The 24081-nt window shown below is 63.4% G+C and carries 21 protein-coding genes; 8 read left to right on the top strand and 13 right to left on the bottom strand.

The window, feature by feature from the left end; translation table 11 throughout:
• Window positions 1-44: 44 nt before the first annotated feature.
• From X742_RS161750 to X742_RS161785, 8 genes are all read right to left on the bottom strand, one after another.
• Entirely contained in the window at window positions 45-1976 is a 1932-nt protein-coding gene (locus X742_RS161750) for an acyltransferase family protein (protein WP_023771003.1), read from the bottom strand.
• A 206-nt stretch (window positions 1977-2182) separates the two neighbouring features.
• On the bottom strand, window positions 2183-3673 hold the full coding sequence (locus tag X742_RS161755) for a hypothetical protein (RefSeq protein ID WP_023771002.1): 1491 nt from the start codon (window positions 3671-3673) through the stop codon (window positions 2183-2185).
• Window positions 3670-4146, bottom strand: a complete 477-nt coding sequence (locus tag X742_RS161760) for a GtrA family protein (RefSeq protein ID WP_245273917.1) — start codon at window positions 4144-4146, stop codon at window positions 3670-3672. Before X742_RS161760 ends, X742_RS161755 begins: the two co-directional genes overlap by 4 nt.
• Before the next feature lie 14 nt (window positions 4147-4160).
• Window positions 4161-5189 carry a glycosyltransferase family 2 protein gene (locus X742_RS161765; RefSeq protein ID WP_023771000.1) on the bottom strand — a complete coding sequence of 343 codons (1029 nt, stop codon included), beginning with the start codon at window positions 5187-5189 and terminating at the stop codon, window positions 4161-4163.
• Between the two features lie 115 nt (window positions 5190-5304).
• Window positions 5305-6735, bottom strand: coding sequence for a HAMP domain-containing sensor histidine kinase (locus tag X742_RS161770; RefSeq protein ID WP_023770999.1), 1431 nt, complete (start codon window positions 6733-6735; stop codon window positions 5305-5307).
• Window positions 6732-7406 (bottom strand): response regulator transcription factor, encoded by a 675-nt coding sequence (locus tag X742_RS161775; protein WP_023770998.1) that lies wholly within the window; start codon window positions 7404-7406, stop codon window positions 6732-6734. The genes X742_RS161770 and X742_RS161775 overlap by 4 nt, the downstream gene beginning before the upstream one ends.
• A 46-nt stretch (window positions 7407-7452) precedes the next feature.
• Window positions 7453-7839: a hypothetical protein gene (locus tag X742_RS161780; protein WP_023770997.1), complete on the bottom strand. Its 387-nt coding sequence runs from the start codon at window positions 7837-7839 to the stop codon at window positions 7453-7455.
• A gap of 172 nt (window positions 7840-8011) precedes the next feature.
• Window positions 8012-8629, bottom strand: coding sequence for an outer membrane protein (locus X742_RS161785; RefSeq protein WP_023770996.1), 618 nt, complete (start codon window positions 8627-8629; stop codon window positions 8012-8014).
• A gap of 474 nt (window positions 8630-9103) precedes the next feature.
• Here X742_RS161785 and X742_RS161790 point away from each other — a divergent pair, with 474 nt between their 5' ends.
• On the top strand, window positions 9104-9367 hold the full coding sequence (locus X742_RS161790) for a DUF6460 domain-containing protein (RefSeq protein ID WP_023770995.1): 264 nt from the start codon (window positions 9104-9106) through the stop codon (window positions 9365-9367).
• 3 nt (window positions 9368-9370) lie between these two features.
• Here X742_RS161790 and X742_RS161795 read toward each other — a convergent pair whose 3' ends face one another.
• Window positions 9371-10273 carry a histone deacetylase gene (locus X742_RS161795; protein ID WP_023770994.1) on the bottom strand — a complete coding sequence of 301 codons (903 nt, stop codon included), beginning with the start codon at window positions 10271-10273 and terminating at the stop codon, window positions 9371-9373.
• A 130-nt stretch (window positions 10274-10403) separates the two neighbouring features.
• On the opposite strand from X742_RS161795, the gene X742_RS161800 reads away from it, so the two are divergent.
• The gene (locus tag X742_RS161800) at window positions 10404-11744 is read left to right on the top strand and encodes an MATE family efflux transporter (RefSeq protein ID WP_023770993.1); all 1341 of its coding nucleotides are present in this window, start codon (window positions 10404-10406) and stop codon (window positions 11742-11744) included.
• Here X742_RS161800 and X742_RS161805 read toward each other — a convergent pair.
• Both X742_RS161805 and X742_RS161810 read right to left on the bottom strand, forming a co-directional pair.
• Entirely contained in the window at window positions 11737-12816 is a 1080-nt protein-coding gene (locus tag X742_RS161805) for a quinone-dependent dihydroorotate dehydrogenase (RefSeq protein ID WP_023770992.1), read from the bottom strand. The two genes, X742_RS161800 and X742_RS161805, sit on opposite strands and share 8 nt — an antisense overlap.
• Complete coding sequence (locus tag X742_RS161810) at window positions 12813-13163, bottom strand: DUF952 domain-containing protein (protein WP_023770991.1); 351 nt, start codon at window positions 13161-13163, stop codon at window positions 12813-12815. Before X742_RS161810 ends, X742_RS161805 begins: the two co-directional genes overlap by 4 nt.
• A 107-nt stretch (window positions 13164-13270) precedes the next feature.
• Here X742_RS161810 and X742_RS161815 point away from each other — a divergent pair, with 107 nt between their 5' ends.
• Both X742_RS161815 and X742_RS161820 read left to right on the top strand, forming a co-directional pair.
• Complete coding sequence (locus X742_RS161815; RefSeq protein WP_023770990.1) at window positions 13271-13705, top strand: hypothetical protein; 435 nt, start codon at window positions 13271-13273, stop codon at window positions 13703-13705.
• A gap of 122 nt (window positions 13706-13827) precedes the next feature.
• A complete protein-coding gene (locus tag X742_RS161820) occupies window positions 13828-14487 on the top strand; it encodes a response regulator transcription factor (protein WP_023770989.1) in 660 nt (219 codons plus the stop codon).
• A 131-nt stretch (window positions 14488-14618) separates the two neighbouring features.
• Here X742_RS161820 and X742_RS161825 read toward each other — a convergent pair whose 3' ends face one another.
• A complete protein-coding gene (locus X742_RS161825) occupies window positions 14619-18128 on the bottom strand; it encodes a PAS domain-containing hybrid sensor histidine kinase/response regulator (RefSeq protein WP_023770988.1) in 3510 nt (1169 codons plus the stop codon).
• Between the two features lie 251 nt (window positions 18129-18379).
• Here X742_RS161825 and mscL point away from each other — a divergent pair, with 251 nt between their 5' ends.
• Together mscL and X742_RS161835 are read left to right on the top strand one after the other, a co-directional pair.
• Complete coding sequence (gene mscL / locus X742_RS161830; RefSeq protein ID WP_023770987.1) at window positions 18380-18802, top strand: large conductance mechanosensitive channel protein MscL; 423 nt, start codon at window positions 18380-18382, stop codon at window positions 18800-18802.
• A 110-nt stretch (window positions 18803-18912) separates the two neighbouring features.
• Window positions 18913-20079, top strand: coding sequence for a pyridoxal phosphate-dependent aminotransferase (locus X742_RS161835; RefSeq protein ID WP_023770986.1), 1167 nt, complete (start codon window positions 18913-18915; stop codon window positions 20077-20079).
• Between the two features lie 79 nt (window positions 20080-20158).
• Here X742_RS161835 and hemA read toward each other — a convergent pair whose 3' ends face one another.
• Complete coding sequence (gene hemA, locus X742_RS161840; RefSeq protein ID WP_023770985.1) at window positions 20159-21436, bottom strand: 5-aminolevulinate synthase; 1278 nt, start codon at window positions 21434-21436, stop codon at window positions 20159-20161.
• A 279-nt stretch (window positions 21437-21715) separates the two neighbouring features.
• Here hemA and galE point away from each other — a divergent pair, with 279 nt between their 5' ends.
• On the top strand, window positions 21716-22711 hold the full coding sequence (gene galE / locus X742_RS161845) for a UDP-glucose 4-epimerase GalE (protein ID WP_023770984.1): 996 nt from the start codon (window positions 21716-21718) through the stop codon (window positions 22709-22711).
• A gap of 119 nt (window positions 22712-22830) precedes the next feature.
• Entirely contained in the window at window positions 22831-24081 is a 1251-nt protein-coding gene (locus X742_RS161850) for a D-amino acid dehydrogenase (protein WP_023770983.1), read from the top strand.

Raw genomic sequence — 24081 nt, 5'->3', positions numbered from 1 at the left:
CTCGTTACCATGACGGCATGGCTTCGGGCAATCGCAAACCGGCCTCACAAGGCGGGCTTCGCCAGCTCACCGGTGAGGGTCGGCGTTGGTTCCCTGGCCTTTGCGACTTCGCCGCCGGCGGCGAAGCTCGGCCAGTATTTCGAGATGGCCAGCGTCGCGCCGGCGGAAGAGAAATGGCCATAGTCGAAATAGAGAAACTGCTTGCTGCCGGCATCCGCATAGGAGCAACCGGTGGCGTCGCACAGATAGGTGAGCGGGTCGATGAAGGTCGCGCCGTTGGCGAAGAGTTGCACCTGCTTGTTGATGTCGGGATCCATGGCCATCGGCCAGGACGTATTCGCGGCGCCTTCGTGTTTTGCAAAGAAGGCGATCTTCTGGACGTCGGCGATGAACTCCGGAGACTGGCCGATGACATAGACCTTGACGCCCATGGCGCGCAGCCGGTCGATCGTCGTCTGCAGTCCGTCGAAGCCCCTGGCCTGGTAGTCGGTCCATCGACCGCTCAGGATCACCGCCTGGATGTTCGCATCGCGGATGATCGACAGCGCCCGTTCGTTGAAGCGGGTGCAGGCCGGCCGGGCATAGGAAAAATAGCTCAGGTTGGGTGGGCAGCCGGCATAGGTATATTGGACGACGTTGGCCTGGATTTTCTGCGCGTTGGCTTCCAGGCCCGATACGTAGTGAGCCGCGAAGGAATCGCCCCACAGCAGCACATTGGTGGCAAAGCCGTGCGTGCGCGTGCAGTCGGCAAGGTTCCAATCCTCGATCCGGCTCGCACCCTCATTGAAGCAGACACCGTTGCGCCAGTCGCCCACCAGGATCCGTTGCGTCGAGAAATCCGGGAACCGCTGCGGAAAGCCCTTGCCCAGCACACCGGCCAGGCCGCCGACGCACAGCAGGGCGATCGCCGTCGCCGAAAAGGCGAAGATCGGCAGCGGGGCGGTGAAGGCCCGCTTCTGCCGGAAAGGCTGCTCGACATACTTCCACGAGAAGGTCGCCAGGGCGACGCTGGCCACCGTCATCGCGACGATCATCGGCACCGAGATGGCTTTCAGCGAGAGGTAGTGGACGAAGGAGTTGATCGGCCAGTGAACAAGGTAGAGCGAATAGGAGATGAAGCCGATCCAGACCATCGGGGCGAACTGAAGCACACGGGTGGCGAGGGGCACGGGTCGGTTCGCATGGTTCTGGCCCGCATAGATCAGCAGGGCCGTTCCGACGCAGGGAAACAGGGCATTATAGCCCGGAAATGGGTCGCTCTCCGAAATCGTCAGGAAGCCGAAGCCAAGCAGTGCAAAGCCGGCCAGGCCAATCAGTTCCGTCGCCGGCCGGCTGGCAAGTGGCGGCGGCCTTTTCAGCATCAGCATGGCGCCCAGCGCCAGCTCCCAGATGCGTGTCGGCAGCAGGTAGAAGCCGGCGGTCGGCGCCAGCGTGGTCGCCATCACCGCCAGGGCAAAACTGCCGATGGTGATGGGCAGAAGTATCGTCAGCCAGCGCTTCGAGGCATAGCGGTAGATCAGATAAACCAGGATCGGCGCGAAGATGTAGTACTGTTCCTCGACCGAAAGCGACCATGTGTGCAGCAGTGGCCGCAGTTCGGCGTCGATCGAAAAATAGTTCGTCGTCTTCCAGAAATAGATGTTCGACCAGAAGGTCGAGGCAGCGATCACGCTGAGGCTGAATTCGTGCATGTCCGACGGCAGGAGGATGAACCATGCCGCGATGCTTGCAAGCAGGATGACGAAGGTCAGCGCCGGCAGGATGCGCCGTGCGCGGCGCCAGTAGAAGCGGCCGATCGAAAACTGGCCGCGCTCGAGATCATCCAGCAAGCTGCCGCTGATCAGATAGCCCGATATGACAAAGAAAATATCGACGCCGGTAAACCCCCCTGGGATGGCGGACACGCCAAAATGAAAGAGCACTACGGGTAGCACCGCAACGGCCCGTAGGCCGTCGATGTCGCGCCTGTAGTTCATTCGGACAGTCCGCGGCTCGCCGCCCGCCGATCTCGTGCGAAGCACGCCACGCCGCTCATGCGCCGATGCCCTGATTGTGCGAAAAATCGTGACGCGTGGGGTTCACAGGCTCTCCTCTGCGAAACGATTTTGCTGCACTGCAACATGAGTGTCAAGCCGGAACGCCGTGCTTTGAACGCCGGCGAAGCCGGTTTGGATGCGGCCGATCAGGTTGCCGGCAGGTAGATCACGGCATAGTCATCGGCATAGGCCCGCTTCCAGCCCAACTCGGCGAAGAAGGGGATGCGAGTATCCGCGGCTGTAAGCAGTGCCCAGCCGATCGCGTATTTCTTCAACTGGGCCTCGAGCAGTGGTTTTCCCCCGGTCTGCCCCATCGCCTCATCCGCTTTCGTGAACCCGCCCAGGAACAGCTGGTCCGTCCTGCCGTCGACATAGGTCTTGATGTCGTGGAAAATCAGTGTGCCGCCGAAATTGTAGGAATTCAGCACATTGCCTGCGAGGTGGTGATCCCTGGCGAACGCAAGAGCGCCGCTGGCTGATGTCTTCGGGCTCGGCGCGACCTGGTAGGCATTGTTGAGCGCAAGGATCGCAACGACCAGCGACACCGCCGTCGCGCCGCGGAGCAGACGGAACCGGCTGGCGAGGAATTTTTCCAGTCCGTCGCGCTCTTCATTCAGCCAGGCGCTTGCGGACAGGGTGGGATATTGGCGCGCGACCTCGACCGCGACCACCAGGGGAACAAGCAGGAAGAACAGATAGACGAACCGCAGATGCGAAAGGTAGACGTGCAAGGTGAAGACGATGAACAACGCCTTGGCCCAGCCGATCCGTAGCCTCGATGTCAGAAGCCCGAAAAAGGCCAGCAGTGTCGCGGCTTCCTGGAGGACCTGTTCCTGGGCATTGAACGGCCGCCACTCCAGGATCAGCGGCACAGCCTCATTGCCATAGGCGACGGTGAGCGTGGCCAGGATGGCCTGCACGCCATAAGGGTTTATCAGGCTGACCAACGGACAGAGCAGGCCAAACGCCACCCACTTCGCCAAAAGTGCGGGTTTCGACAGGCCGGTGCGCGCCAGGAGATCGAGGCCGGCGAAGGCAGCGATGATGAAGCTCAGGGTGAACGTGGCATGCAGGTTCGCCCACAATACGACCAGACCGAGCAGCCAGAGCGGCGGGGCCTTCTCGTCCCGCGCGGCACGAAACAGCATCGTCGTCCAGACGACGATGATCGGCAAGGTGAAGACGTGCGGGCGCGCCGTATAGATCGGGCTGATCAGGAATGCCGCGACGAATGCCAGCGCTACGGCCAGGACCGGTTTCAGATGCGCGCTGAGGAACCATCCCGACAGGAAGACCGCGAGACAGATCGTGCCGATGATCAGCGTGACGACGCCGTTCCAGCCGCCCGCGCTGTAGGCAAGGGCCAGCAGAACCTGCCCCAGCCATTCCTTGGCGATCCACGGTTGGCCGGCAAAGGTGTAGGAATAGGTGTCGACGGTCGGAAGCGTTCCGTTTGCCAGGAAATCCAGCCCCACTTTGACATGCCACCAGCTGTCGGGGTCCTGCAGGGTTGCGCTGGCAAAGGTTGCCAGAACCGTCGCCATGACACCCGCGCCGATCAGGCATAATATCAGCCTGGCGCGCTGTGCGTCCTCGAGCGGCGAGAACACCGGAACGATTGCCTCGACCTTGTTCATGTCGCCGCTCCAGGGGATTTCATGTCGATCGCGATCAAGACAGTGTCCTTTGCCGCGCCGACGAAGACGAAACGGGCCGAGCCGAGATAGAAGAGGACCGAGTAGAGGCAGTTTCCCGCCAGATGGACAAACGGATTTTCGACGATGCCGGCGGACATGGCGGCGACCACTATCGTCAGATTTGCGGTATAAGCCACAACGAAGGCAAGCGCATACCGCACGGCCGTGCCGGAGCGAAAACCGCCCGCACGGCCGAAGGTCCAGCGGCGGTTGAGGAAGAAGCCAAGGACAAGGCCGCCGGCATAGCCGGTCATGTTGGCGGCGATGTCGCCAAGGCCCAGCTTCAGCCCAGCCAGGATAAGACAATAGCCCAGAGCCGTGTTGAGCAGCCCGACCGCGCCGAACCGCAGCATTCTTGAAAAGCCGGCCGCAACAGCCGACCATATCCTGCCCATGGCGTTGCCGTTACCCACGGTCGACCCTTGCCTCAACGACGCGCCGCCCGTTTCACTATTTCCTGGAGGCGGTGGACTGGCAGGTCCTGGTCCTCGCCCGCCGCCTGGCTTCGTGAAACGATCTCGTTGATGAAATAAAGCGGTCGCCGCTTCGTCTCCATGTACATGCGGCCGAGATACTCGCCGAAAATGCCCAGCACCAGAAGTTGGACGCTGCCCAGGATAAGCATGATCGCGGCAAGGCTCGTCCAGCCCGGCAGAACATTGCCGATAGACCATTCGAACAGCGTATAGCCAAGCACGACCAGGCCGAGCAGGCCGAACATCATGCCCAGCAGCGAAGCGAAGCGCAAAGGCACGATCGAAAAGCTGGTCATTGCGTCGACCGCCAGAAGAACCATCTTCTTCAACGGGTAGTGCGTGGCGCCGGCAAAGCGCCGCTGCCGTTCATAGGGGAAGGCGACCTGCCTCAGCCCGATCCAGCTCACCATGCCGCGAATGAACCTGTAGCGTTCGGGCATCGCGACAAGATGGTCCAGCGCGCGGCGGCTCATCAGCCGGAAATCTCCGGAGTCCGGCGCGATCTCGACATCGACCATCCGGCCGAGCAGGCGGTAGAACATCGAGGCGGAGGCCAGCTTGAACCAGCTTTCGCCCTCCCGTTTCACCCTTTGGCCGTAGACGACGTCAAAGCCTTCATCCATCTTCGCCATCATCGCGCCAAGCAGTTCGGGCGGATCCTGGAGGTCGGCGTCGAGAATGAGGATGCGTTGGCCGCGGCAGAATTCCAGCCCAGCGCTCAAGGCGATCTGATGGCCGTAGTTGCGGGCAAGGTCGATGGCGACCACATGGTCGTCCTTTTCGGCCAGTTCGAAAATGGCCTCACGGGTGCCGTCGGTCGCTCCATCGATGACGAGAACGACCTCGTAGGAGAGGCTTTGCTCGAGGCATGCCGCGCTGACGCGTCGATGAAGCTCCGCCACGCCGTCGCGCTCATTGTAGCAAGGCACGACGACCGACAACATGGGTGCGCGGTGCGCGCCGATTTTTCCCGTTCCCACCAAAGCCTGGCTCCCCGCTTTGGAATGGCAATAGCGGCAATTGGTTAGAAAACAGAAAACAGGTAGCTAGGGGGTCGCGCGGCCGCCACGCTTTTGGGGCCGCCGGTGGCACGTATCACGAACGAACCGGCAGTTCCATGCGGATGCGGGCACCGCGCCATGAGCCCGCCAGGATCCGGATTGTTCCCTCGTGCAGCAGAGCGATCTGCCGGGCGAGGTCCAGCCCCAACCCCGCCCCGCGCGACTGCGGCTGCAGGCGATAGAAGGGCTCGAAGACATTCTCCCGCTCGTCCACGGGGATGCCCGGGCCTTCGTCGCGCACTTCGATGCCGCCAGTCCTGTCGATCGCAAGCGTGATGGTGCCGGCGCCGCCGCCATGCTCGATGGCATTGCGCACGAGGTTGGCGAGCGCCCGCTCGATCTGCAGCACGTTGACATCGACGCGTGTCTTGTCGGGCGAAGGCTCGAAGGCAAGGTCGTAGCCGGCCTCGATGGCGAGCGGCGCGAAGTCGGCCGCCACCCGTCTGACCAGATCATCGAGATCAACGATCTCGCGCTGGTCCGATGGGCGGTCGAGCAATTGATGGTCGAGCAGTTGCTGCGCAAGGTGCGACAGGCGCTCGATGTCATGCAGCAGCCGCGCGCTTTGCGGCTCCTGCCGCAGCAACTCGGCGCGGGTGCGCAGGATGGCGATCGGCGTGCGCAATTCGTGGGCCGCGTCGGTGAGGAAACGGTTGTGCCGGTCGTACCCCTGCGCGAGGCGGGCCAAAGCATCGTTGAAGGCATGCACCAGCGGCGCGATTTCCTGCGGCACGTGCTTGACCGGCAACTGCATCGCGCGGGTGCCGATATCGATGCGGGCAGCTTGGCGGACGGTTTCGACCAGGCCGGCAAAGGAGCGGCGCACGACGGCCGGTGTCGTCACCAGCGTGATCGCGCCCATGACGAGGACGATGGGCAACAGCAGGATCGCGACGACGAGCGCAAGCGCCGGCAGCGCGCGCTCCCAATTCCTGCTGCCGTCCGGATATCGGGCGACCTCCACCGTGGCCGAAATGTTGATCTCGAGCCCGTCGGTCTCCTGGCGCGAGGACTGCGTCGCGGCGATGATCCGGACCGCGCCGGCCCTGGTCGAAGCGTTTTCGATATAGGCTTCCGGCCGCATGTCCTTGTCGGAGAATCCGATCGTGGCGTGGTCTGCCTCGCCGAGTAGGCCGCCGAAGTCCTTGGTGTAGACATCCGGTATCGTGCCGGAACGGACGCTCTGCCCGTGATCGTCGCGAACGATGTACCAGACATTGGGGAAGCTCCGGCGAAACGCCGCAAGATCTTCCGTTTCACGCACAATCAGGGCGCCGTCCTTGTCGCGTTCGATGGCATCCTTGACGGCCGCGACGGCAGCCTCGTTGTCGATGAGCAGGCTCGGATTGGCGATCCAAAGGGCTGCCGCGCAAAGCACGATGAAGAGGAGCAGCGTCGCGGCCTGCAGCAGGATCAGCCGGCGGATCAGGATCCATTGCAGCGAGCGCGGGCGCACCTTCTTCACGACGCCGCCCGCAGGAGGTAACCAAGGTTGCGGATCGCCCGGATCTCGATGCCGGCCGCGACGTCTTCGAGTTTGCGGCGCAGCCGCGAGACGTGCGCGTCGAGCGCATTCGAGCCGATCTCGTCGTCCAGGGCGTAGACGGCCTCCTCGAGTGCGCCGCGCATGATGGTCCGGCCCGGCCGGCGGATAAGCGTTTCAAGCACCAGCCTTTCACGCCGTGGCAAATCGAGCGTCTGATCCGCGACCAGCGCCTCGCGATGGCGGAAATCATAGGTGAGGCGGCCAACCCTCGTCTGGTTGGCGCGCGAGGCGAACGAGCGCCGGTGCAGGGCATGGAGCCGCGCGACGAGTTCCACCGTGGCGAAGGGCTTGACCATGTAATCGTCGGCGCCGGCATCGAGCCCGGCAACCCGGTCGTCCAACCCGCTCATCGCCGTCAGCGCGATGACAGGCACATCCAGATGCAAGGCACGCAGGCGCGGGATCAGGCTGAGGCCGTCGCCATCCGGCAGCCGGCGATCCAACACCACGGCGTCGTGATGGCCCAGACGAGCCACCGCCTCGGCGTCGGCCAAGGTAGCGGCATGATCGACGATGATGTCCAGACGCTCCAGAGCGGCCTTCAGCACGGACGCCATTTCCGGTTCGTCCTCGATCAGCAGGACGCGCATCGGCGTTCTCCTTCACCCGCCGCCACAGGATTTGCAGCGCCGCCGTTCATTCGCATTCCAGGTTTGGCCGGCGGAAATTGGTGATGAACCAGCGGTCGCCGGAAGCGCGGGCATAAAATGTGTAGAAGCATTCCTGACGCTCGATATAGCCGGGCGTGTCGGTCTCTTCATAGATGGTTCCATGTTTTGTGTGGCGAACCTCACCGCTGGACGTTCCGGAAACCGCGGACGTCGAGACCTGGCGCCACTGATAGGCGCGCTCTCCCTGGCCGAGGTCGATGACCGCCGTTGGCGGACCGTAATCCAGAACGACCGATTCGACCGGTCGTCCGACATAGTTCTTCATGATGTCGGAGGCGCAGCCCGCCAAGGCGAGTGCGATCGCAATGAACAATAGCTTGGTCGTCCGTAGGCCGGGGCGATGCGTGGACATTGCTGTTCCCATGGTGAAAATTCACGCAAGAAACCTAGATTGCGAACATTACATCGACATTGCGACAAGCATGGAATGCTCCTTGCATCGAGGAAACGTCAGCGTCCGGACAACAACAAGACCGCGCGATGCCGTTGGGGCCATCGCGCGATCGACGTCGGTCGCCTGCTGTTTAGAACCGGTAGTCGATGCCGGCTTTCAACTCATGGCTGCCGATCGTCTCCTTGGATCCGCCAAGCGCCGATGTCGTTTCCACCCCGGGGGTGCGGACATAGTCGTACTCGACCTTGGCCGAGAGGCCGCCGGCGAAGCCCTGCTCGATGCCGGCGCCGACGAGGTAACCCATCTTCCAGTCGTCGCTGCTCCTTACGCCGTCACCCTTGTCGAACTTGGTCATGGCCACGCCGCCGGTTCCGAACAGCAGGGTCTGGTCGAAACTCACGCCGGCCTTCGCCTTGGCCGCTCCGCGCCATTTTTCCTTGATCTTGCCGCCCCGGACATCGTGTTCGGCGCCGCCTAGATAGGAGCCTTCGATCTCGGCGCCGAGAACCGCCGAGCCCATCTGCTGGTTGTAGCCGGCCTGGACGCCGCCGCTGAAGCCGTTTCGACCGGCGAACGGGTTCGGCATCCTCGTGAAGGCCGTACCGCCGTGGATGCCGACATAGGCGCCGCTCCACTGGAAGGCGGGGGGATCATTGTAGGTGGGGGAAAGGTCGGCGGCCGTCGCCGGACGGAGAAGACAAAGGGCGATGGCACTCGCCGTCAGGACGATCTTTGCTTGAGGGGACACTACATTACTCCAACACGAACGCGCATCGGTGTCCGACACGCTGGTTAACTATTGTGGACCCTGACCCTTCGGGGTCAGGCTCCGATCGGCGTCTTTCAGGGATGGCTGCGCGGTTCCGGCGACCGGATTTAACCGGCTGTGGCGGGGCAGAGCGCCGTGCGGTCCGTCACCTGAAAGACGCCCGATATCTCGCAAGCGAAAATTGCACGCACATTGCGCAAAACTGGAGAATGACGATTTTGTGCTTTGTTTTCAATAAATTAAATTGAAACTGTTTACCTGTATTTAAGAATTGCGGCCTTCCGGAAGCCACACGGCCCGGCGCTTGAGCGGTTGGGACTCCCGATGGCGCCCACCATCTGATCGCGGCTTATCAATTCCCCCGCACCGGCCCCTGCGGCTTGATGGATGGCCGCCAAGCACGTATCTCTGCGCGGTGCCCATGAGTCCGGGCATCTCAATCGGGAGACGGCTTTGTCCGCACTGACGCGCTTTCTCGGCGACTCGCCGCTCAGGATTATTCTGAAGCTGCTGGTGGTATCCTTTCTCGTCGGCCTGGTCATGAACGCGTTCGGTTGGTCGCCGATGGACGTGTTCTACGGCATCCAGAAGTTCTTCATTGATCTATGGAATCTCGGCTTCCACGCCATCGACCGCTTCCTCGGCTACATCCTGCTCGGTGCCGCGATCGTGGTGCCGGCCTTCATCCTGCTCAGGATCGCCAACTACCGGAAGTGATCTTCAGGCATAGCCCGATGCGACCTCGAACAGGACGGCGTGGCGCGCGGCAAGTGCCGGCACATCGATGGAATAGCCGCCGCCGATGACACCGCACACGGGAATGCCGAGCGCCCGGAAATGGCCGACGACCATCCTGTCGCGGGCGCGCAGGCCCTTGTCGGAAAGCGACAGCCTGCCGAGCCGGTCCTCGGCATGGACGTCGACGCCCGCATTGTAGAAGACGATGTCCCAACGCGCCCCGGCCGACAGCTCCGGCAGGATGGAATCGAGCCTTTCGACATAGGCGGCGTCGCCCGTGCCGTCGGGCAGGGCAACGTCAAGGTCGGAGGCGATCTTACGCACGGGGTAGTTCCGCTCGCCATGCATGGAGAAGGTGAACACGCGTGGCTCGTCGCCCAGAATATCCGCCGTGCCGTCGCCCTGGTGCACGTCGAGATCGACCACCAGGATATTGTGTGCCGCGCCCTCTTCAAGCAGGACCAGCGAGGCGACGGCGACGTCGTTGAAAGTGCAGAAGCCGGCGCCTTGCGCGCGCCGCGCATGATGGCTGCCGCCGGCGGTGTTGCAGGCGATACCGTGACGCAAGGCAAGCCGCGCCGCCGCCATCGTGCCACCGGTGGCAAGCTGCGCGCGCAACGAGACGCGCGGGCCGACCCGAAAGCCGATCTCGCGCTCGATTTTTTCCGGGACCGAACAACTGATGACCTGCTCGACATAATCTGCCGCATGAGCGAGCTTAAGCCACGACGCAGGCGCGGGTTCGGCTGTGTTGAGCGCCCCGGCTCCGGCCAGGCCGCGTGCTCGCAGGGTCTCCATCAGCAGCGGATATTTGCTCATCGGAAAGCGATGGCTGGTCGCGAAGCCGGCGTCGTAGTCGGGATGGTGGACGATCTGCAGGGGCATGAACTGGGTCGGACGGTCTCGCCAGAGCGGGATTTCGGTTGGCCGCCGCGGAAGGGCGATTGCGCGGTGGCCGGAAAATGGGGCACATCGGTTCCCCGATCAAGCCGCAAATCAGCAAGGCAGCAATCCTTTGGACAAGGGCGCCATCCCAGCCGACGCCAAAGTATTTTCCGTCACCAACCGGTCGGTGCTTGCCATCGCCGTGCCGATGACGCTCGCCTATCTGACGACGCCGCTGCTCGGCCTCGTCGATACGGCTGTTGTCGGCCAGTTCGGTGACGCCGCCTTGCTTGGCGGCCTGGCCGCCGGCGCGCTGGCTTTCGACGTCGTCTTCACCACCTTCAATTTCCTGCGCTCGGGCACCACCGGCCTAGTCGCCCAGGCCTTTGGGCGTGGCGACGCGCTGGAGGAACAGGCGGTGTTCTGGCGCGCCGTGCTGATCGCGGTCGTCGCTGGCGTCGTGCTGGCAGCGCTTTCACCGCTTATCGCCGTTGGCGGCCGGTGGTTCATGGATGCCGGGCCGCGCGTCAGCGACGCGATGGGCGTCTACATCAGGATCAGGCTGCTTGCCGCCCCGTTCTCCCTGATCAACTACGCCATCCTCGGTTACGTGCTGGGGCGCGGCGAGGGCGGGCTCGGCTTGATCCTCCAACTGGTGCTGAACGGCACCAACATCGCGCTGTGCTTTCTGCTCGGCCTTGAGCTCGGCTGGGGTGTTTCCGGCGTCGCCTGGGCAACCGTCACCGGCGAATTGCTCGCCATGCTGCTTGGCCTCGCGATCGTCGTTCGCCGGTTCCGATCCACCCCGCCCTTGCCTCGGCAGCGCCTGCTCGATATGGGCGCCTTCCTGCGCATGCTGTCGCTCAACCGCGACATCATGATCCGCTCGTTCTCGCTGCTAGCCGCCTTCGCGCTGTTCACCCGTCAGGGCGCGCAGTTCGGCACGGTGACTCTGGCCGCCAATGCGGTGCTGATGAACTTCTTTCTCGTCGCCGGCTATTTCCTCGACGGGTTCGCCACCGCCGCCGAACAACTCGCCGGCCGTGCCGTCGGCGCGCGTGCCGAACAGCCCTTCCGGCGGGCAGTGCGGCTGACCCTGTTCTGGGGCCTTGGTCTGGCCGCTGCCGCGACGCTGGTGCTGCTCATGGCCGGCACCAACCTGATCGCCGTCGTAACGACGGCGCAGGAGGTCCGCGCCGTGGCCGATACCTACCTGCCTTGGGCGGCTTTCACCGCGCTGAGCGGTGTGCTCGCCTTCCAGATGGATGGTGTCTTCATCGGCGCGACCTGGTCGCGCGACATGCGCAACATGATGCTCTTGTCATTCCTTGCCTTTGCCGCCGCGCTGATCACGTTGGCGCCCGCCTTCGGCAATCACGGCCTGTGGGCGGCGCTGCACGTCTTTCTGCTGGTGCGGGGATTGAGCCTGCTGACAATTTTGCGGCTGCGGATGCAAACCGCGTTCAACTGAGCGGCTTCGACGTCCATCGGTCGAGATGGCTGTCGCGCAACTCGCGCATCGACCTGAGTTTTTCCGTCGCGGCAAAACGTGCCATCCCGGCGACGATCCGGCCCGGCAGCGCCGGTCCGCCATAAATCATGCCGGTATAGAGCTGGACGAGATCGGCGCCGGCACGGATCTTCTCCAGAGCCGTCTCCATTGAGTTGACACCGCCGACACCGATGATCGCCATCTCGGGCCCGAGCAGCTTGCGCATCCTGGCCAGCACGATGGTCGAGCGTTCGAATAGCGGCTTTCCCGAAAGCCCGCCTGTCTCTCGCGCGGCATCGTCGCCGCGCAGCACCGGCCGGGAAACGGTTGTGTTGGAAACGATGATGCCGTCGATCTGCTTTTCGATGACCTCGGCGGCGATATCTTCCAGCTCGGCCTCGGCCAGGTCCGGCGCGATCTTGAGGAAAATCGGCGGCTGCGCGGACGCTGCAGTGCGCGCGGCCATGACGCGCGACAGCAATTCGCCGAGTTGCTCGCGCGCCTGCATGGTGCGCAAGCCTGGTGTGTTGGGGGAGGAAATGTTGACGGCGAGATAGCTGGCATAAGCAGCAAAGCGAGAAACGCCGCTCTCGTAGTCGCCGACGCGGTCGGTGCTGTCCTTGTTGGCACCAATGTTGACGCCGACGATGCCGCCGCGTCCGATTCGCGCCACAAGCCGTTTTTCGGCGGCCGCATGGCCCTCATTGTTGAAGCCAAGCCGGTTGATGACTGCTTCATCCGACGTCAGCCGGAAGATGCGCGGCTTCGGGTTGCCGGCCTGCGGCAGCGGCGTCACCGTGCCGACTTCGGCAAAGCCAAAGCCGAGGCCAAGCAGCGCGTCGGGTACTTCGGCGTTCTTGTCGTAGCCAGCCGCCATCCCAAGTGGGTTCGGGAAATCGAGACCGCAAAGGCGGACCTTCAGCCTTGTATCGCGTACCGTCCGCGCGCCGCCCGGCAGGCCGCAGCGCAGTGCCGCGATCGACAGGCCATGCGCGGTTTCCGGATCGAAGGTGAACAGCAGTTTCTGGCCGATCCGGTCGAGCACGCTCATAGCCCCTCCAGAACCGGGAACTGGTGGGTACCGTCGGCCCCAAGCGGCAGCGGCTTGACCCAGAGCACCGCTTTCAGGTCGAGCACGCCGTAAAGATGCGGAAACAGCGCGCCGCCGCGCGAGATCTCGTATTTCAGCGCATCACCCAGGCTGGTTCCGTCGACGGCGACCAGCAGAAGGTCGGTCTGGCCCTGGAAATGCTTTGCCGCGGTTTCCCTGGCCTGCGCCGCCGTCGAAAAATGGATGAAGCCGTCGGCGATGTCGATCGGCGCTCCGGTGAAGCGGCCTTTGGCTTCGGCCTCGCGCCAAGGCGCTTGCGGAGTTATCTTGTAGATAATCTGTGACATGGTTGCGCTATAATCCGAACCAGTCGCGCGGGGAAGGCCACGCCAAGGGTCTTCCCCATTTCCGGCGCAAACATGCGATATTTGAGGCCTTGGCCATGGAGGACAACATGCGTCTGCAGCACATCTTGATCCCCGCCGCGCTCGTTTCACTGGTCGCGGCTTCAGCTTATTCGGAAGAAACGGACCGCTACCGGCTGGAAAAGTCGGCCACCGGCTATATCCGCATGGATACGCAGACCGGCGCGATGTCGATCTGCGAGGAGCGTTCGGGCCAGCTCGTCTGCAAGATGGCGGCCGACGAACGCGCCGCCTACCAGGACGAGGTCGATCGCTTGCAGGCCTCGATGAAGGCGATGGACGAGCGCGTCACCAAGCTGGAGAATTCGCTCTCCGCCCGTCTCGAATCGAAACTGCCGAGCGAGGAGGATTTCAACACGACGATGAGCTACATGGAGCGCTTCCTGAAGAGCTTCATGGGCATCGTCAAGGATATGGACAAGGACAGTGGCGACGGCGGCCGGCTCAATTCGCAGAAGACCTGAGCGCCATAGACAAGGGAAAACGCGGCGCGCTGGCTTTGCCGCTTGAAACCAGTGCGCAGCCTCTCATAATCGTCCAACTGATCCCGCGAAAAGCAGTAAATCGGGGATTCGGGGAGGGACATTTGCCGTCAGGCTATTCTTTCGTCATCGCCGACGATCATCCGCTGTTTCGCGGCGCGCTGCGCGAGGCGCTTGCCGGCATCGGCAATGTCGCCGCCATCCATGAGGCAGGTGATTTCGAAAGCGCCAAGGCGCTGGTCGTGGCCAATGAAGATGTCGATCTGGTGCTGCTCGACCTGTCGATGCCCGGCGCCAGCGGCCTCTCCGGCCTGATCTCGTTGCGCGGTATCCATCCGGCGGTGCCGCTGGTCGTGGTGTCGGCGCATGACGACCCGGCGACCATACGGCGCGCGCTCGATCTCGGCGCCTCCGGTTTCATCTCCAAGTCGGCCAGCATGGAGGAAATCCGCGGCGCCGTGCAGTCGGTGCTTGCCGGCGATATCGCGGCACCTGTCGGCGTCGATCTCGGTGTCGAACGCGATCCCGAAATATCGGACCTGATCAAACGATTGCAGACGTTGACCCCACAGCAGACCCGGGTGCTCGGCATGCTGGCCGAGGGCCTGCTCAACAAGCAGATCGCTTATGAACTCAGCGTCTCCGAGGCGACGATCAAGGCGCACGTCTCGGCCATATTGCAAAAACTCGGCGTCGACAGTCGCACCCAGGCGGTGATCCTGCTGTCCAAGATAGGCAGCGACCCGCTGCGGCCGGCGGGCTGAGTGCCGGCTGCTTGGCTCAGTTGGAACTTACCTTCGGCTCGCCGCATCGGCCTATTCCGAGGCGCTCGCCGACATGTTCCGCGCCTATCCCAAAACCCTGGGGCACCAAATCTGATCCTGGCGCTTCGACGTCACTCCGCCGCCCGCACCATCGGCCTGAACCTGGCCATCATCGAACGCAGCACCGCCGGCTTCAACGGCTTGTTGATCATCGGGATGTCCAGGCCTGCCGCGGCTGCTCGTACCTCATTGGAACGGTCGGCCGTGACCAGAACGGCCGGCAGGTCGTCGCCGTGAGTGGCTCGCAGCCTGCTAATGATGTCGAGACCGGTTTCGCGGTCGAGATGGTAGTCGGCAAGCACGATGTCCGGACGGTCGATCGCGGCCCTCTCCAGATCCTCCGAGCCGGTCACCGTGGCTACATTGCAGCCCCAGCCCTCGAGCAGCAGCCGCATGCCCTCGAGGATACGGATGTCATTGTCGATGCACAGCACATTCAGGCCGGAGAGCGAAGCCGTCGCGCGGGCAGGCGCCTTGGTCTCGACCTCGCGTCGCGGCACCTGCGCGGCCGCCACCGGCAGGATGACGGAAAAGCGCGTGCCCTTGCCCGGGTTGGAGAAGATACGGATCTCAACCCGCAACACCCTTGCGATGCGGTCGACGATGGAAAGGCCAAGACCAAGACCTTCTGCTTCGCGTGCGCCTTCGTCCAGTCGGGTGAACTCATGGAAGACGGTGTTCAGCTTGTCACCGGCGATGCCAATGCCGGTGTCGATGATCTGGATCTCCGCCAGTTCGCCGCGCCGCCGCACGCCGACCAGGATGCGGCCCTGGCGCGTGTACTTGATGGCGTTGGAAATCAGGTTCTGGATCAGGCGGCGCAACAGGTTGCGGTCCGTCATCACGGTCAGTGAGGACGCTATGATGATCAGCTCGAGCTTCTTTGCTGCGGCCATCGGTCGAAAGTCATTGCCGATCTGGCTGAGCAGCCCGTCGAGGTTGAAGGCGGTATCGTCCGGCTTCATGGCGCCGGCATCGAGGCGCGAAATGTCGAGCACGGCGCCGAGAATGGTCTCGACCGATTCCAGCGAGGATTCGATGTTGATGGCCGCCTTGCCGGCCGGACCCTTGCCGGCCTTCTCGATCAGCGAGGAGCAATAGAGCCGGGCGGCGTTCAAGGGCTGCAGGATGTCGTGACCGGCGGCGGCAAGGAAGCGCGTCTTGCCGAGATTGGCCTCTTCGGCGAGCATCTGGGCCTGCGCCAGTTCCTCGTTGACCCGGGTCAATTCCTCGTTGACCCCAGTCAGTTCGATGGTGCGGGTCTTGACGCGCTGCTCCAGTGATTCATTGGCACTTTTCAGCGCGAGATCCTGTTCGACGCGGCCGGAAATGTCGGCATAGGTGGCGACAATGCCGCCGTCAGGCATCGGGTTGGAGCGCAGTTCGAGGATGCGGCCGCTGGTCTTTAGCTCCATCTGCCAGGGGCTGACGAAGCTGGTCAGCCGGTTGAGCATCGTCACGCGCTGGTCGGTGGGAATGTCGCCGCGTTCGGCCAGATGGCGAAGGATCTGGTCGAGCGAAACGCCGACCTGGCCCATCTCGTCGGGCAGGTCGAACAGCGCCCGGTACTGGCGGTTCCAGCAGATCAGCCGGAAATCGCGGTCGAAGACGGTAATGCCTTGCTCCATCTGGTCGAGCGCGATCTGCAGCAGGTCGCGGTTGTGCTGCAGCGCTTCCGTGGCGTCGTCGAGCAGGCGGAAGGCGTCGCGGGATTCGCGGTCGTGGCGCCGGAACAGCAGCGACAGGATCAACCGTGCCGAGGAGGAGCCGACGGCGCTGGCCAAAAGCTGCTCGGAAAAGCGGATGACGTCCATGCTGGCCTGCTCGTTGCCATGCAGCGAGGTACCGTTGCTCTTCTCGAAAGATTGAAACGACCGCTCGGTCCGTTCGACGCCGAGATAGCGTGCGATCGTATCCTTGAGGTCGTTGACGGTGATGGCGGTGCGGAAGCGGCGCAGGCTCGGCATCGGTCCGGCTTCGCGTGGCACGAAGATCGAGGCCTGGATGCGCTCCAGCGGTACCGACGCGCGCGACAGTGAGCCGAAGACGAAGAACAGCGCGTTGACCGACAGGCTCCACAGCACGCCGTGGTTCAGCGGCTCGGCGACGGTGCCGAACAATGCCTGCGGCCGCAGTGCCTCGAAGCCGAACAGTCCGTGGACGATGATGCCAGTATCGGGCGCGACGAGCGACGGCACCAGCAGCGTGTAGCCCCAGACCAGGATGCCGGCGACCATGCCGAGTGCGGCACCGCGGCCATTGGCGCCGCGCCAGATCAGCCCCCCGATCAGGGCAGGGGCGAACTGCGCGATCGCCGCGAAGGACATCAGGCCGATCGAGGACAGCCGGGCGCTGTTGGTGCTCTCGCGATAGTAGAGAAAGGCGATGAACAAAAGGATGAAGATCGACGCCCGCCGCACGTTGAGGATGAGCGTCGACCAATCCTCGTTCTCGGAAGTGGTCGTCCGCAACAGCCGGCGCACGAACAGCGGGATGATCAGGTCGTTGGAGATCATGATCGACAGCGCCACGCTCTCGACGATGACCATGGCGGTTGCCGCCGACAAGCCGCCGATGAAGGCGGTCATGGCCAGGAAATCGTGGCCGCTGAACAGCGGCAGCGACAGCACGTAAAGGTCGCTGCTCGTCCTCGCGCCGACCAGCGTCAGGCCGGCAAAGGCGATCGGCAGCACGAACAGGTTGATCGCCACGAGATACAGCGGGAACACCCAGGTCGCGGTGCGCAGTTCGGCCTCGCTGCGGTTCTCGACGATAGTGACGTAGAACTGCCGCGGCAAAAGGATGATGGCAAAGCCGCTCAGGCACGTCAGCACCAGCCAGGTGGCCAGCGATGTCGAATAGCCCATTGCCTGCCGCACCTGGCCGTTCTCGGCCAGCCGGTCGAACATGTCGCCGGGGCCGCCGAAGATCAGGAAGGTGACCGTGAGGCCGATGGCCAGGAAGGCGGCAAGCTTGACCACGGTCTCGACCGCCACAGCCAGCACCAGCCCGTCCTGGTGTTCGGTGGCATCGGCATGGCGCGTGCCGAACAGGACCGCGAACAGCGCAAGCAGCATGGCGACAACCAGCGAGATGTCGCTGACAAACGGATCGAAGGACGGCGGCGACCCAGTATAATGCTCGACCATCAGGCTGACCGAGCCGGAGATCGCCTTCAATTGCAGCGCGATATAGGGCACGGCGCCGATCGTGGCGATCAGCGTGGCGATCGCGGCCACGGTGAAGCTCTTGCCGTAACGCGCGCCGAGGAAATCGGCGACCGAGGTGATCTTCTCGGTCTTGGCCAGCCGCACGATGCGGTTGAGCAAGGGAAAGCCGAACACGAACACCAGCACCGGGCCGGTATAGATGCCGAGGAACTCGAGGCCGCGTTCCGAGGAAAGGCCGACCGAGCCGAAGAAGGTCCAGGACGTGCAATAAATGGCAAGGCTGAGCGAATAGATGAAAGGTCGCGCCCGGCTGGGCCCTGACAAGGCAGAGCGGCGGTCGCCCAGGCTGGCGATGGCGAACAGCAGCGTCACATAGGCGATCGCGATGATGACGATGAACAAGCCCTGCACGCCGGCAAGATCCTCCCTGCGCCGATTTTCACCTGGCCGGGTTAGACGCAACCACAGCTTGGGCGCCAAGTCCATCGCGGCTTTCGGCGCATGCGGCGGCGATTTTCCGGGGGGTTGCCCTCGGGGTAGGGCGAAAGCGGTTGTTTTCCTCTTTTAGCCAATGGTGCAACCCAAGGTTTTTGTTATGGTGCCCCTAGGGCGATGCCGTAAGGACGGAACGGCAGCACGGCCGGTCGGGACAGGAGGGTCGAATGCTGAGAGAATTTCAGGAATTCATTTCCAAGGGCAATGTGATGGACTTGGCCGTTGGCGTCATCATCGGCGCTTCCTTTGGCACTATCGTCAAGTCACTCGTCGACGACGTCATCATGCCGATTGTCGGTGCGATCTTCGGCGGACTGGATTTCAACAATTATTTCCTGCCCCTGTCCTTGGACAACAAGGCTACGACGCTGGCTGATGCCAAGGCGCACGGCGCCGTGCTCGCCTACGGCAGCTTTATTACCGCGGTGTTGAACTTCCTTATCCTCGCCTTCATCATCTTCCTCATGGTCAAGGCTGTGAACAATTTGCGCAGGCGGCTTGAGCGCGAGAAGCCCGCGCCAGCGGCCGCGCCACCGCCGGCCGATGTGCAGCTTTTGACCGAAATCCGCGATCTGCTGGCCAGGCGATAGACGGATAGGGTTCTTCTGGACCAAAACCCCGGTCGTTGGCGGCCGGGGTTTTCTGTTTTCGCATCTGGTAAACAGCACCCACGAACGCCCCCGAGACAATGGACCTGCCCATGACCTTGATCCAGACCCTGCGCCCCGAGGCCCTGGCCGCGCCTGAAAGCGGGATCGTGGCCGTCGTCAATTATGGGAGATTGCGCGAAGGCCTGATTCCGCTTTGGGCCGGCGAGGGCGACCTGCCGACGCCGTCCTTCATTACCGATGCGGCGTCGAAGGCGCTGGCCGGCGGCGAGACGTTCTACACTTGGCAGAGGGGCATTCCCGATCTCAGGCAGGCCCTGGCACGCTACTACGAAAGGCACTTCGCCAAGACCTTCGCCGAGGAGCAATTCATCGTCACCGGCTCCGGCATGCATGCCATCCAGCTGGCGCTCGACGCGCTGGCGGGACCCGGCGACGAAGTGATCTACCTGTCGCCGGCCTGGCCGAATTTCGACGCTGCCGCGGCAATCGCGGGTGCCATGCCGGTGCCGGTCACACTCGACCATTCCGGAAATGGCTGGTCATGCGACGTCGAGAAGATCGCGGCGGCGGTCACACCGCGCACGAAGGCCTTGTTCATCAACACGCCGTCCAATCCGACCGGCTGGACCGCCGACCATGAGACCTTGCGGGCGATCCTCGATCTCGCCCGCGCCAAGGGCCTGTGGATCATCGCCGATGAGATCTATTCGCTGTTCCACTATGGTCACGGCCGCTCGCCGTCCTTCCTCGACATCGCGGAGGCGGAAGACCGCATCCTGTTCGTCAACAGTTTCTCCAAGAACTGGGCGATGACCGGCTGGCGCGTCGGCTGGATCAAGACGCATCCAAGCCTGCAGCAGGTGTTCGAGAACCTGATCCAGTATTCGAACTCGGGCGTCGCCCAGTTCATGCAGCGCGGCGCGGTCGCGGCGCTCGACGAGGGCGATGCTTTCGTCGCCGAACAGGTGGAGCGGGCGAGGCAAGCGCGCGATCTGGTCTGCGGTATTCTCGGCGAAACCGGTAAGGCGCGCTTCACCGTACCGCAGGGCGCCTTCTACCTGTTCTTCACCGTCGACGGCATAACGGACTCGCGGGCAGCCGCTTTCGAAATCGTCGACAAGGCCAATGTCGGCCTGGCGCCCGGCACCGCCTTTGGTCCCGGTGGCGAAGCGTTCCTGCGGCTGTGCTTCCACCGCCGCCTCGACCAGCTCGAGGATGCGGCAAACCGGCTGGCAAGGTGGATGAAGACTGTCTGAACGCTGACGAAGCCTGAATTGAAAGCCGCGTCCGCTGGCCGTCGGAGTGGAGTTTCAAACGGGCTTCAGCCGCCTGACTTCAGCCGCCTGACTTGGGCACCAGCAGTGGAATGATGCGGTCGCTTTTGGCCACCGACGGCCGTCCCGCCGAACCGTAAGGGATACCGAGCGCGTCCCAGGTTTCGACCAGCGCGTCCTGCAGTTCGGCGATCAACGCATCGGAATGGAACGGCGTCGGCGTGATACGCAGCCGTTCGGTACCGCGTGGCACGGTCGGGTAGTTGATCGGCTGGATGTAGATGCCGTGGACGCCGAGCAGGCGGTCGCTCGCCATCTTGCAGAGTTCAGGATCGCCAACCAGCACCGGCACGATATGTGTCGGCGACTCCATCACCGGCAGACCGGCCGCCGACAGGATCTGCTTGGTTCGGCTCGCCTGCTGCTGCTGGGCGTCGCGCTCGGCCTGCGAGCGCTTCAGGTGGCGGATCGACGTGGTGGACGCGGCGGCGATCGCCGGCGGCAGCGCGGTGGTGAAGATGAAGCCCGGCGCATAGGAGCGCACCGCGTCGATGACGGCGCTGGTGCCGGTGATGTAACCGCCAAGCGTCCCGAACGCCTTGGCCAGCGTCCCTTCTATGATGTCGATGCGGTCGGCCAGGCCTTCGCGCTCGGTGATGCCGCCGCCGCGCGGTCCATACATGCCGACGGCGTGGACCTCGTCGATATAGGTCAAGGCGTTGTAGCGTTCGGCAAGTTCGACGATCTCCTTGATCGGCGCGATATCGCCATCCATCGAATAGACGCTTTCGAAGACGATCAGCTTGGCGCGTTCGCGCCCCGCCGTCTGCAAAAGGCTTTCCAGATGCGCGACGTCATTGTGGCGGAAGATCTTTTTCTCGGCGCCCGAGCGTCGCACGCCTTCGATCATCGAGGCATGGTTCAGTTCGTCCGAGATGATCAGGCAATTGGGCAAAAGCCGCGCGATGGTCGAGATCGAGGCTTCGTTGGAGACGAAACCGGAGGTGAAGACGAGTGCCGCCTCCTTGCCATGCAGGTCGGCAAGCTCATGCTCGAGCTCGACCAGCGGGTTGGACGTGCCGGAAATGTTGCGGGTGCCACCGGCGCCCGAACCCATCTTGCCGGCCGCGTTCTGGAATGCGGCGATCACGTCAGGATGCTGGCCCATGCCGAGATAGTCGTTGGAGCACCAGACGGTGATTTCCTCGGCGCGGCCGTTGGAACGCCAGATGGCGCGCGGAAACTTGCCCGCGATACGCTCCAGGTCGGCGAAGACGCGGTAGCGACGCTCGGCATGGAGCTGATCGATCGCTTCCTCGAAAAACCGCTGATAGTTCATGTCGACTTCCCAATTTTGCGCGGCATCATAATCATTGGCCTTTTGGCCGTCCACCGGGCCATTTTGGTCAAAATGCCACGCCCCGCACCTGTTTCTAACGTTGGCGGATCGTGGCCTATTCCACTTCACGACACGCTCAGTCGATCACTTTTGTTTCCGCACGATTCCACATCAAGTGAACGCCGGTTACCTCTCGTTCTAATGGCCATCCGCCGGGCTTTCCAGTAAGGCGGTTGTTGAGACAGTTTCGGATAAATCTTGGGTAAGCGAGGACTTGGGATGACGGTTTTGGTGACAGGCGGCGCCGGCTATATCGGCAGCCATATGGTCTGGGAATTGCTGGATGCGGGCGAAAGCGTGGTCGTTCTCGACCGCCTTTCCACCGGCTTCGAATGGGCAGTGGCGCCAGAGGCAAAGCTGATTGTCGGCGATGTCGCCGACAAGGAATTGGTCGGCGGGATCATCCGGGACAATCATGTCGACGCCATCATCCATTTCGCCGGCTCCATCGTGGTGCCGGAATCGGTAGCCGATCCGCTCGCCTACTACGAGAACAACACCTCGAAGACTCGCACGTTGATCGAAACCGCGGTCCGCGAGGGCGTGCCGAATTTCATCTTCTCCTCGACAGCCGCCGTCTATGGCGGCGCCGGGCTGGAGCCGGTGCGCGAGGATGCGCGCCTGGCGCCGGAATCGCCCTATGGCCTGTCCAAGCTGATGAGCGAGTGGATGCTGCGCGACGCAGGCCTTGCGCACGACATCAGCTACACGGCGCTGCGCTATTTCAACGTCGCCGGCGCCGACCCGAAGGGCCGCACCGGCCAGTCCACTCCGGGCGCCACCCATCTGATCAAGGTCGCCTGCGAGACCGCGCTTGGCAAGCGACCCTTCATGCAGGTCTTCGGTACCGACTATCCGACGCCGGACGGCACTTGCATGCGCGACTATATCCACGTCAGCGATCTGGCCGCAGCGCATCGCCTGGCTTTGCAGCGACTGCGCGCCGGGGGCGCCAGCCTCGTCGCCAATTGCGGCTACAGCCATGGCTATTCGGTGCTCGAGGTGATCGAAAGCGTGCGGCGCGCCTTCGGCCATGATTTCGAGGTCAGGATGGGCGACCGGCGTCCCGGGGATGCCGCGGCGGTGGTTGCGAATTCCGATCTCGCCCGGTCGGAACTGGGCTGGACCCCGCAGCGCGACGATCTGGACCAGATCGTCAACGACGCGCTGGCCTGGGAACGCATCCTGACCAGCAAGAACTCCGCGCGGGGCTGAGCGCGCTTTCCCCAGGGGGCTCACAAGCCCAGGGCTCGCAAGGCGCGCGGCGACGCGCTATGCAAGTATTCGCGACACGGCGTGGAGGCGCGGTGCCGCGAAGAGGTTTGGGGGATGGCATGAAGATAACGGTGCTTGGAGCCGGCGTCGTCGGTACGGCGGCAGCCTACTATCTGGCCGCCGACGGCCACGAGGTCACCGTCATCGAGCGTCATGCCGCGCCGGCGCGAGGCACCAGCCAGTCGAACGCCGGGCTGGTGTCTCCAGGCGACGCCACCGCCTGGGCCTCGCCGGCTGCACTCAAGACGTTCCTGCGCGGGCTCTACAATCATGATCTCGGCATCAAGGTGCGGCTGCGCTTCGATCCCTATTTCCTCGCCTGGAGCCTGCGCTTCCTGCGCCAGTGCACGGTGGCCCGCCTGCGGGCCAACAGCCAGGTCAAGCTGCGGCTGGCGCTCTATTCGCGCGACTGTATCAACGCCATATCCGCCGATACCGGCATCCACTACGACGAGCGCAAGAAGGGCATTCTCTACTTCTTCCGCTCGCAGCACAGTCTCGACACCGGCACCGACAATTACCGCTATCTCGCCGAGCATGGCCTGCCGATCGAGATCGTCGGCCGCGACCGGCTGGTCGAGCTTGAACCAGGTCTAGCCGGGGTGAAGGAAAAGATCGCCGGCGGTGTCTACTCGCCGATCGACCAGACCGGTGATTCCCGGCAGTTCGTGGAGAACCTCGCTGCCTATGCCGCCGAGAAGCTCGGCGTGAGATTCCTCTATGGGACGACGGTCGAGGGCCTCGACATCGAAGGCGACCGGGTGCGTGTCGTGATGACTTCGGCCGGACCGATCGCCGGCGATGCGGTGGTCATATCGATGGGGCCGGAGAGCGGCCTGCTCGGCCGGCGCTACGGTATCGACCTGCCGGTCTATCCGGTGAAGGGCTATACCGCGACGATTCCGCTGGAGGATGAGAGCAAAGGCCCGACCATGGGCGGCGCCGACGAGGATCAGCTGATGGCCTATTCGCGCCTCGGCAATCGATTGCGGTTGGCTTCGACCGCCGAATTCACCGGCTTCGACCGCACCCACAAGCCCAGCGACTTCGCCACCATGTTCAGGACCGGCAAGGACCTGTTCCCCGGTGCTTTCGACCAGAGGAAGGCCGAGCTATGGGCGGGTTTGCGGCCGATGATGCCGAATTCGGTGCCGGTCATCGGCCAGGCGAAATACAGTAACCTTTACCTCGACACCGGCCACGGCCATGTCGGCTGGACCATGGCGTGCGGCTCGGGAAAATTTCTCGCCGACATCGTCGCTGGCCGCAGGCCGGAGATCGACCCGCACGGGCTTGTCTACAGGGGATAA

Source organism: Mesorhizobium sp. LNHC229A00 (genome assembly GCF_000502415.1).
Taxonomy (GTDB): domain Bacteria; phylum Pseudomonadota; class Alphaproteobacteria; order Rhizobiales; family Rhizobiaceae; genus Mesorhizobium.
This window is presented reverse-complemented; position numbering and strand designations above follow the sequence as displayed.